The 7,688-nt window shown below is 64.8% G+C and carries 7 protein-coding genes; 6 read left to right on the top strand and 1 reads right to left on the bottom strand.

All coding sequences use genetic code 11. The annotated features are described in order from the left end of the window. Positions 1-179 precede the first annotated feature (179 nt). On the bottom strand, positions 180-392 hold the full coding sequence (locus AX725_RS21085; protein WP_155645658.1) for a hypothetical protein: 213 nt from the start codon (positions 390-392) through the stop codon (positions 180-182). Between the two features lie 126 nt (positions 393-518). Between AX725_RS21085 and AX725_RS20055 the strand changes: the two genes are divergently transcribed. The 6 genes from AX725_RS20055 (at position 519) to AX725_RS20030 (ending at position 7,633) form a co-directional block, all read left to right on the top strand. Continuing rightward, complete coding sequence (locus tag AX725_RS20055; RefSeq protein WP_066114413.1) at positions 519-692, top strand: helix-turn-helix domain-containing protein; 174 nt, start codon at positions 519-521, stop codon at positions 690-692. A 61-nt stretch (positions 693-753) separates the two neighbouring features. Next, positions 754-1,281 carry a hypothetical protein gene (locus AX725_RS20050; RefSeq protein ID WP_155645657.1) on the top strand — a complete coding sequence of 176 codons (528 nt, stop codon included), beginning with the start codon at positions 754-756 and terminating at the stop codon, positions 1,279-1,281. A gap of 207 nt (positions 1,282-1,488) precedes the next feature. Beyond that, positions 1,489-1,872, top strand: coding sequence for a hypothetical protein (locus AX725_RS20045; RefSeq protein WP_066114416.1), 384 nt, complete (start codon positions 1,489-1,491; stop codon positions 1,870-1,872). Continuing rightward, entirely contained in the window at positions 1,869-3,701 is a 1,833-nt protein-coding gene (locus AX725_RS20040) for a type IV secretion system DNA-binding domain-containing protein (RefSeq protein ID WP_066114418.1), read from the top strand. The genes AX725_RS20045 and AX725_RS20040 overlap by 4 nt, the downstream gene beginning before the upstream one ends. After that, complete coding sequence (gene mobF, locus AX725_RS20035) at positions 3,701-6,448, top strand: MobF family relaxase (protein WP_066114420.1); 2,748 nt, start codon at positions 3,701-3,703, stop codon at positions 6,446-6,448. Before AX725_RS20040 ends, mobF begins: the two co-directional genes overlap by 1 nt. A 222-nt stretch (positions 6,449-6,670) precedes the next feature. Continuing rightward, positions 6,671-7,633, top strand: a complete 963-nt coding sequence (locus AX725_RS20030) for an ArdC family protein (protein WP_066114421.1) — start codon at positions 6,671-6,673, stop codon at positions 7,631-7,633. The last annotated feature ends 55 nt before the right edge of the window (positions 7,634-7,688 follow it).

Genomic DNA, 7,688 nt, shown 5'->3' with positions numbered 1-7,688 from the left:
CAAGGGGGTCCCTTTTGCGCGCCGATAGGGGGTCCCGATTGAACGCCGATTGACATGCGGATCGCCTGATAGCGGTGACGAAGCCGCCTCGGAAAGGCGGCACAGGTCGCACCTCGCTCCATGATTATGTTAGCGCCAAACGGGACGTTTCGCGCAAGTATGCCAGGAAGCGTTTGCCATCAGACCCTGATGCGGCCTGCAGGCTGCTGGAAGATGAGCTGATCGGATGGTTCAAGAAGCTGAACGATCCCTCGTGCAAAATCCCCACGCGGAAGCAGGTCAGCAATCACGCCGCCGAAATCTACCAGAAGCGCTCCAGCAAGGCTTGACGGCGGCCCGAACGGCAGAAAATTTTCGAAAAAATGAAGCTCGGATTTTGTTTTTTTCGGCATTGATTTTCATTTATTTCATTTATTAGTGCTGCATTTTCAGTGGTTTGGTTTGTTGCTCCGAGCTTCTGCGAACCTGTGCAACCTAAAGCGTCTCCCGCCGCGATTCGGCAACCACAGGAGACCAGCATGGAACAGCTTACCGTATCAGTATCAGCAGCTGCCAAGGCCCTCGGCCTTGGCCGGACGTCAATCTACGCCCTCATCAAGCAGAACCGCATCGAGACGATCAAGATCGGCAGGCGCACCCTGGTGCCCACGTCATCCCTGCGCCGCCTGATCAATCACGAGGAGGCAAACTGACAGGCGCTCACGCGCCTACCTTGCCTCGTCTCGTTCCCCACATTCACACAAGGACAATGCCATGTCTCTCATCCAGAGAGTACGGGACAGCTTCGCTCGTCCCCTCAACAGCGGTTACCAGACCTACACTTTCCGCATCGACCAGCAGGTCGCCTACCACCTTGTCCCCATGATCGAGCGCATGGCGGACGGCGATAATGATGCCTGGGCTCTGGTCAACGCGGTGCGATTCCACTTCGCAGACCAGCGCCCGATCATCGCGCTCCACATGGGTCAAGAGGGCAGGGCCTATATCGAGGGTCCGTTCTACAATGTTGGCGGTGAGCGGTTTCCGCTCGGCGCACAGGTGGCGGTCGGTTGCGCAGGCTGGGTCAATCTCGATCCGGTCGAAGCCCGCGATCTTGATTGTGCCATCCGCAAGGCCATCGATGACGCCCTTTATCGCTGGCTTGCCGAGCACGACCTTGCCGGGCGCGGCACGCCGTGCCGCCAGCCCCGCAACCGCGAACTCGAAGACCATATCGCTCTTCGCCAGATGGCCGCCGCCGCGGGCCGGTTCGAACCGGAAAGCGAGGCCAGCCATGGATGACATGACAGGGCAGGTAACAGGATCGCAGGGCTTCGGCTCTGCGATCCGAAGCAGTAAGTCAATCTCACACCATACCGACCAGTCGATGGCGGCCAACCGCCGTTTTCTTGGGGGGCGATGCGCGCGCTCTTCTCGCGGCACGCTCAGAACCCGCGCATTTGCGCCAGTTCGGGAGCGCGCGTATGGCGCGCTTCGGGCGGTGCGGCCATGAACCGGGTCAAGCTGTCGGTACGGGTCCCGATGGGGCAGGAAGTGATGATCCGGCGCTATGCCGAGGCGCGCGGATTGACCCGCTATCAGGCCCTGTCGCGGGTGATCGAAGCCGGGCTTGGCGCGGTTGCTGACGGCCCGATGACGGGCGGCGGCGGCAACGCTGGCGATGATGCCATGGCGGCATTGGATGCGCGGCTTGGCGTGATTGAGGCGCTGCTCGATCGCAGCCTGTTCACCGCCAGCGCGGCCTATGCCTATGCCCGCCGCGCGGCCTTGCGCGGCGATGGCGATGCCAACCATACCGACAGCGTGACCGGCGAAGCGGCCCAAGCCGCCTACCGCCGCCAGCGCGCGCTTGCAGCGGAGGCGCTGTCATGAGCCGCGACCGCGACAATCTGCTGAGAGGCCAAGGCCTCTTCAAGCAGACCATCGCTGGCCTCGCGGCCCGCTGGCGCGGCTATGCTTGGACCGTTGCGGGCAGCGCGGGGTTCGGTGCCTTCATGCTAGCCCGCCACGATCCCCTATCCGGCCAATTCGCCTGCGCCTGGCAGCACGCACAGGGCGTTGCGGTCAGCTGGATTGCGAGCGGGCGCAGCGATCCCGAGGTTGCGGTCCGCTTTGAGGAGCGAACCCTTCGCGTTCCTGCCAGCGTCCTTGCCAATGATCGGGTGTGGCTGTGGTGCTGGGATGATCTTGTCGGAAAGGTTGTGCTCGGCGGCACGTTGGGCGCGCTTTTCGGCATGCTACTGTGCTTTGGCTTTGCCGTTTGGATACGCAGCGAAGGCAAGGAAGCCGCGCGTGACAGGTTCATATCCGGCACGAAGATTGTGACCGAGCGCGTCCTTGCCAGGATGACTCGCAAGGCAACCAATGCGCGTTCGATCCGCATTGCATCGGTCAGCATTCCATCATGGCTGGAGTGTCGTCACTTCGCCCTGCTCGGCACGACTGGGGCGGGCAAGACCACCGTCATGCGCCAGATGCTCGACCAGGTCGAAGCGCGCGGCGAACCTGCCTTGGTCTATGACACCTCGGGCGAGTTCATCACCCACTACTACCGGCCCGAGCGCGGCGATATCATCCTCAATCCCTTTGACGAGCGATCATCCTTCTGGTCGCCGTTCTCGGAGATTGCCCATCCGGCGGATGCGGACCGTATCGCACGCCAGCTGGTGTCGGAGACCGGCGAGCGCGATGATGATGTGTGGTTGGAGACCAGCCGCATTCTTGTCGCCAATATCCTGCGGGTATTGAGCGCAGAGGGGCGAACCACGCTGCCCGACCTGCTCGACGCTCTTCAGGTCAAGGGCAAGGAGGAGATGAAGGTCTGGCTGGCGGGCACGTCATCGGCCCGCACCTTTGCCGATGATGCTGATCGCGCCACAGGCAGCGTGCTGTTCATGCTCGCCAAGGCCGCCACCTTGCTGCAGTTCCTGTGGCGCGAGCCGGGGGAACCCGGCAGCTTCGCTTTCCGCGAATTCATTGCCGGGCTCGACGCGCATCAGGGGCCGAAGCCCTGGCTCTTCGTCCCGCGCAAGGAAGACTATTTCGAGGCGATGAAGCCGCTGCTGGCCTGCTGGCTGGAGTGTGCAGCGAGCGCCATGCTGGGCCTGCCTCCTTCGGACAGACGGCGAATGTGGTTCTTCCTTGACGAGCTGGCCGACCTGCCCCGCGTCGATAATCTCACGCGGTTGCTCCCCGAGGGGCGCAAGTTTGGCGCAAGCGTGGTGCTGACTTTCCAGGCCATCGGGCAGATGCATCGCCGCTATGGCCGTGACAGCGCCGAGGCGCTGCTCGGCTGCTGCAACTCGAAATTGTATCTGCAGCTGATCGACCGCGACACGCGGGAATGGGCATCACGAAATATCGGCGATGTTGAGGTGGAAGTGCGCAGCGCCTCGGACAGCTTCGAGACCGGCCCGCATAGCGGGCGCACATCGGTGGGAAGCACCCGCGTGGTGCGCCCGGCCGTCATCGAAAGCGACCTGCGTCTGCAGCCGCACCACGGCTTTCTGCAATTGCCCGACGCCTTGCCCGTGGGGCGGATCAAGCTGATGCGCGAGCACATCGATACGCGCGGGCCTGCCCGCCATCCGGCCTTTGTCCCGGCCCATATCAGCCGGATGCTGTGGAACCGGATGCCGAAGAAGGCTGACAGCGGCACTGCCAAGGATGATCCCGCCACCACTCTCAAGGGGCCGGTCTGATGGTTGCCACCATCGGCGCGATTGGCAGTTCGGCGGCGGCCTCAAGCTACTATGAGGCCGACGATTACTATGCCGATGGAGGCATCTCCCCAAGCGAATGGCAGGGCGAGGGGGCCAAGGCGCTTGGGCTCTCCGGTGAGGTCAGCCGCGAGACATTCCGTGCCATTCTTGATGGTGCGCTGCCCCATGGCCAGCAACTTGGTACCATGCGCGAGGGCAAGCTCCAGCACCGGCCCGGTTGGGACATCACCATGAGCGCGCCCAAGTCGGTCTCGATCATGGCCGAAGTGGCGGGCGACCGTCAGTTGATTGCCGCGCATGCCAATGCGGTGAAGGCGGCGCTTGCCTATGTCGAACGTCATGCCGCCGCGACCCTTATCCGTGCCGAGGGAGGTGTGGAGCGGCACACCACCGACAATCTCGTGATCGCCAGTTTCCGGCATGACACGAGCCGCGCTCAGGACCCGCAGCTCCACACCCACAATGTAGTTATGAACATGACGCAGGACGCGGAAGGGAACTGGCGCAGTCTGGAGCCGCGCGCGCTCTACCAGCTGCAGAAGGCCATTGGTGCGGTCTATCGGCAGGAGTTGGCGGTGGGCGTGCGGGCGCTTGGCTATGGCATCGAGCAGGGGAAGGACTCCTTGTTCGAGATCAAGGGCGTCCCCGCCGCCGTGATCCGCGCCTTCAGCGAGCGCGCCGCCCAGGTCGAAGCCCGGCTTGCCGAGCGCGGCCAGACCCGCGCCACCGCATCCGCCGAAGAAAAGCAGATCGCCGCGCTCGATACCCGCGAGGCGAAGCAGAGCCTTGAGCGCGGCGAGTTGGTGGCGAACTGGCGCGCAGAGGCCGATGCGGCAGGGTTCGGGAAAGACGCGCGGGAGGCTCTGATTGCCGCAAGCAAGGAAGCGGCGGCCAATTCCGAGCATCGCAGCGCGTTGGCCGCGCTGGGGCAAATCACGGCGCATCAGGCGGTTGCTCTTGCCGCCGCCAATCTTGGCGAGCGCCAGTCGGTGTTCGCTGCTGCCGAGCTGGAGAAGGAGGCCGGGCGCTATGGCTTGGGCCTGGTGACTGCCGCCCAGATCAGCGCAGCTGTTGCCCGCGCGCAGGGCGACGGCGCGCTCGTGCCGCGCACCTTTCTCGACAAGCGCGGCGCGGAATTTGCCGGGTTCACCACCGCCGAGAACATTGCCCATGAGCGGCAATTGTTGCGACTGGAGGCCGAAGGGCGCGGAGCAGGGGCACCGATCCTTTCGGCCAGGCAGGCGGCCAGCGCCGTCGCGCGCGCCGAGCTCCAATCCGATCACCCCTGGAACGAGGGTCAGCGCGCGGCCACCCGCGCGCTGCTTACCAGCCCCCACCGCGTCACCGGCCTGCAGGGCTATGCCGGGACGGCCAAGACCACCACTGTGCTGGCGACGTTTGCGCGCGAAGCGAAGGCGCGCGGGGTTGCGGTGACCGCGCTTGCGCCGACTGCGTCGGCTGCGCAGACCTTGGGGGATGCGCTTGGCCAGCGTGGCGAGACCGTGGCCCGCCAGTTGATGCGCAACGGTGCATCGCTATCCGGCGGGGTGTGGATCGTTGATGAGGCATCGCTGCTCTCGGCCCGCGATATGGCTGCGTTGTTTGGCCTCGCTGCTGACAGCAAGGCGCGTGTGGTGTTGGTTGGCGACGTGAAGCAGCTCGGCTCCGTTGGCGCAGGCGCGGCCTTTGCGCAGCTGCAATCCGCCGGCATGGCAACTGCGCGGCTCGACAATGTTGTGCGCCAGACCAATAGCGCCACCCGTGAAGCGGTGCTGGCGTCGATTGAAGGCAATGCGCGCAAGGCGCTCGACGCTCTGGAGCGCGGCGGCGGGAAGATCATTGCCCATGCCAGTCAGGGTGAGCGCTTTGCCGCTATGGCTAAGGCCTATGCCGCGCTCGATATCAGCGAGCGCGCGCGCACCCTTGTTATCGAGCCTTCGCGCGAAGGGCGCGATGCGCTCACCGCAGATATCCGCCGCGAGCTTGCAGCGACCGGCGTCTTGTCCGGCCCTGCCGTCACCATGGGAAGCCTGGTCGCCAAGAACCTGTCGCGCATCGAGGCCCGCGATCCGGCAAACTATGCGCCGGGCGACACGGTCCGCTTCCTGCGCGACTATGCCGACAAGGGCGTCATGCGCGGGACCGCCTACCGGGTCGAGCGGATCGATGGTGACAAGGCCGCGATATCGCTGAAGTCCGCCGACGGTTCAGCCGTCGACTGGCGGCTGCGCCAGTGGGGCTCGGGCAAGGTTGAGGTGTTCGAACCCAAGCCGATGGAGTTGCAGGCGGGCGACCGCGTGCAGTTTACCCGCAATGACCGCGAGGCCGGTCGCATCAATGGATTGCGCGGCACCGTCACCGGAATTGATCCCGAGCGGCAGCAGGCGACCATCGCGCTGGCCAATGGCCGCGAGCAGCGGCTCGACCTTGCCGACCCGCGCGATGCGCATCTGCGCCATGCCTATGTCCAGACGGCCCACGCCGCGCAGGGTCAGACCGCCGAGCGCGTCCTGATCCACGCCGACAGCCGCTCTGCCAATCTGGTCGACCAGAAGATGCTCTATGTCGCGCTCTCGCGCGCGAAGTCCGAGGCCATTGTGGTCACCGACGACAAGGCGCGGCTGATCCGTGCGATCCACGAGCGTGCGGGGGAAAAGCAGACCGCCATGGAGGTCAGTGCGCCCGAGGCCGCGAAGACGAAGTCTCTGGGGGCTGGTCTCGGCTGATCGTGTGAGGCGCGAACGCAGGGCCATGGCATCCTTCGCCCTGCCATTGGAATGAACTGCTCCCTGAGTGACAGGCCGTGCCGGGCGGGATCAACAGCCTGCCCGCTCCATTCGGGCTTCGCCCTCCCGGGTTGGCTGTTCCGCGCTTCGCGCTGACCCGCCCGGCCATCCGGCCCGTCCCTTCATCCGCGTTCCCAACGACAGGACGAAGGAATTACCACCATGGCCAGCACCGCAACCGCAAGCATCTACGACACCATCACCAACCAGATCATCGCCGCACTGGAGCGCGGCACCGGCGACTACACGCTCCCCTGGCACCGCAGCAGCGCTCCGCTCACGCGCCCCATCAATGCGGTCACCCGTAAGGCCTATCGCGGGGTCAATGTCCTTGCCCTCTGGGCCAGCGCCGAGGCGCAGGACTTTGGGCACGGTCTCTGGGCAACCTACCGCCAGTGGCAGTCATTGGGCGCACAGGTTCGAAAGGGCGAGAAGGCCTCGCCGATCGTGTTCTACAAGGTTCTGGACAAGCCTGAGGGCAGCGAAGACGAGGCGCGCGAGGGCGCGGGCCGGATCTTCGCGCAGGGCTCGCATGTGTTCAACATCGCGCAGGTCGAGGGCTATGCTCTCCCCGACGTGCCGGAGGCCGAGGCCTTTGATCCCATCGCCGATGTCGAGACCTTCATCACCGCTACGGGGGCTGCGATCCGCATCCAGGGCGACAGCGCCCACTACACGCCCTCCGCCGACACGATCACCATGCCTGACCGCGAACGGTTCTTCGCCACCGATACCGCCAGCGCCGAGCAGAACTGGTACGCCATCCTGCTCCACGAGCTGGTCCACTGGACCGGGGCCGAGCACCGTCTTGCCCGCACCTTCGGCAAGCGCTTCGGCGACGAGGCCTATGCCATGGAAGAGCTGGTCGCCGAGCTTGGCTCAGCCTTCCTGTGCGGCGATCTCGGGCTGTCCGTGACCCCGCGTCCGGATCATGCGTGCTACCTCGCCAGCTGGCTCAAGGTGCTCAAGGGCGACAACCGGGCGATCTTCACCGCTGCCAGCGCGGCGGCGAAAGCGGCGGAGTGGTTGGGGGAGAACGGCTTGCAAGAAGCTTCGGTCCTTCCTTGTCGTAAGCCTCTGGGCGCACAGAGATCCTTCTTGCGGACAGGACGTGCAACAAGTTGACAATATGAGTTGTTCCAATCGCTTCGTCGCATATCGACGCTGCGCGTGTTTTGTC

This window comes from Blastomonas sp. CCH9-A1 (assembly GCF_001557175.1).
GTDB lineage: Bacteria > Pseudomonadota > Alphaproteobacteria > Sphingomonadales > Sphingomonadaceae > Blastomonas > Blastomonas delafieldii_A.
Note: the sequence above shows the minus strand (reverse complement) of the source record. Positions and strands in the feature narration are given on the sequence as shown.

Excerpts from the sequence above, each read along its gene's own strand:
- AX725_RS20050 (WP_155645657.1), top strand. The coding sequence starts at position 754 with ATGTCTCTCATCCAGAGAGTACGGGACAGCTTCGCTCGTCCCCTCAAC.
- AX725_RS20040 (WP_066114418.1), top strand. The coding sequence starts at position 1,869 with ATGAGCCGCGACCGCGACAATCTGCTGAGAGGCCAAGGCCTCTTCAAG.
- AX725_RS21085 (WP_155645658.1), bottom strand. The coding sequence starts at position 392 with ATGCCGAAAAAAACAAAATCCGAGCTTCATTTTTTCGAAAATTTTCTG.
- AX725_RS20030 (WP_066114421.1), top strand. The coding sequence starts at position 6,671 with ATGGCCAGCACCGCAACCGCAAGCATCTACGACACCATCACCAACCAG.
- AX725_RS20055 (WP_066114413.1), top strand. The coding sequence starts at position 519 with ATGGAACAGCTTACCGTATCAGTATCAGCAGCTGCCAAGGCCCTCGGC.
- mobF (WP_066114420.1), top strand. The coding sequence starts at position 3,701 with ATGGTTGCCACCATCGGCGCGATTGGCAGTTCGGCGGCGGCCTCAAGC.
- AX725_RS20045 (WP_066114416.1), top strand. The coding sequence starts at position 1,489 with ATGAACCGGGTCAAGCTGTCGGTACGGGTCCCGATGGGGCAGGAAGTG.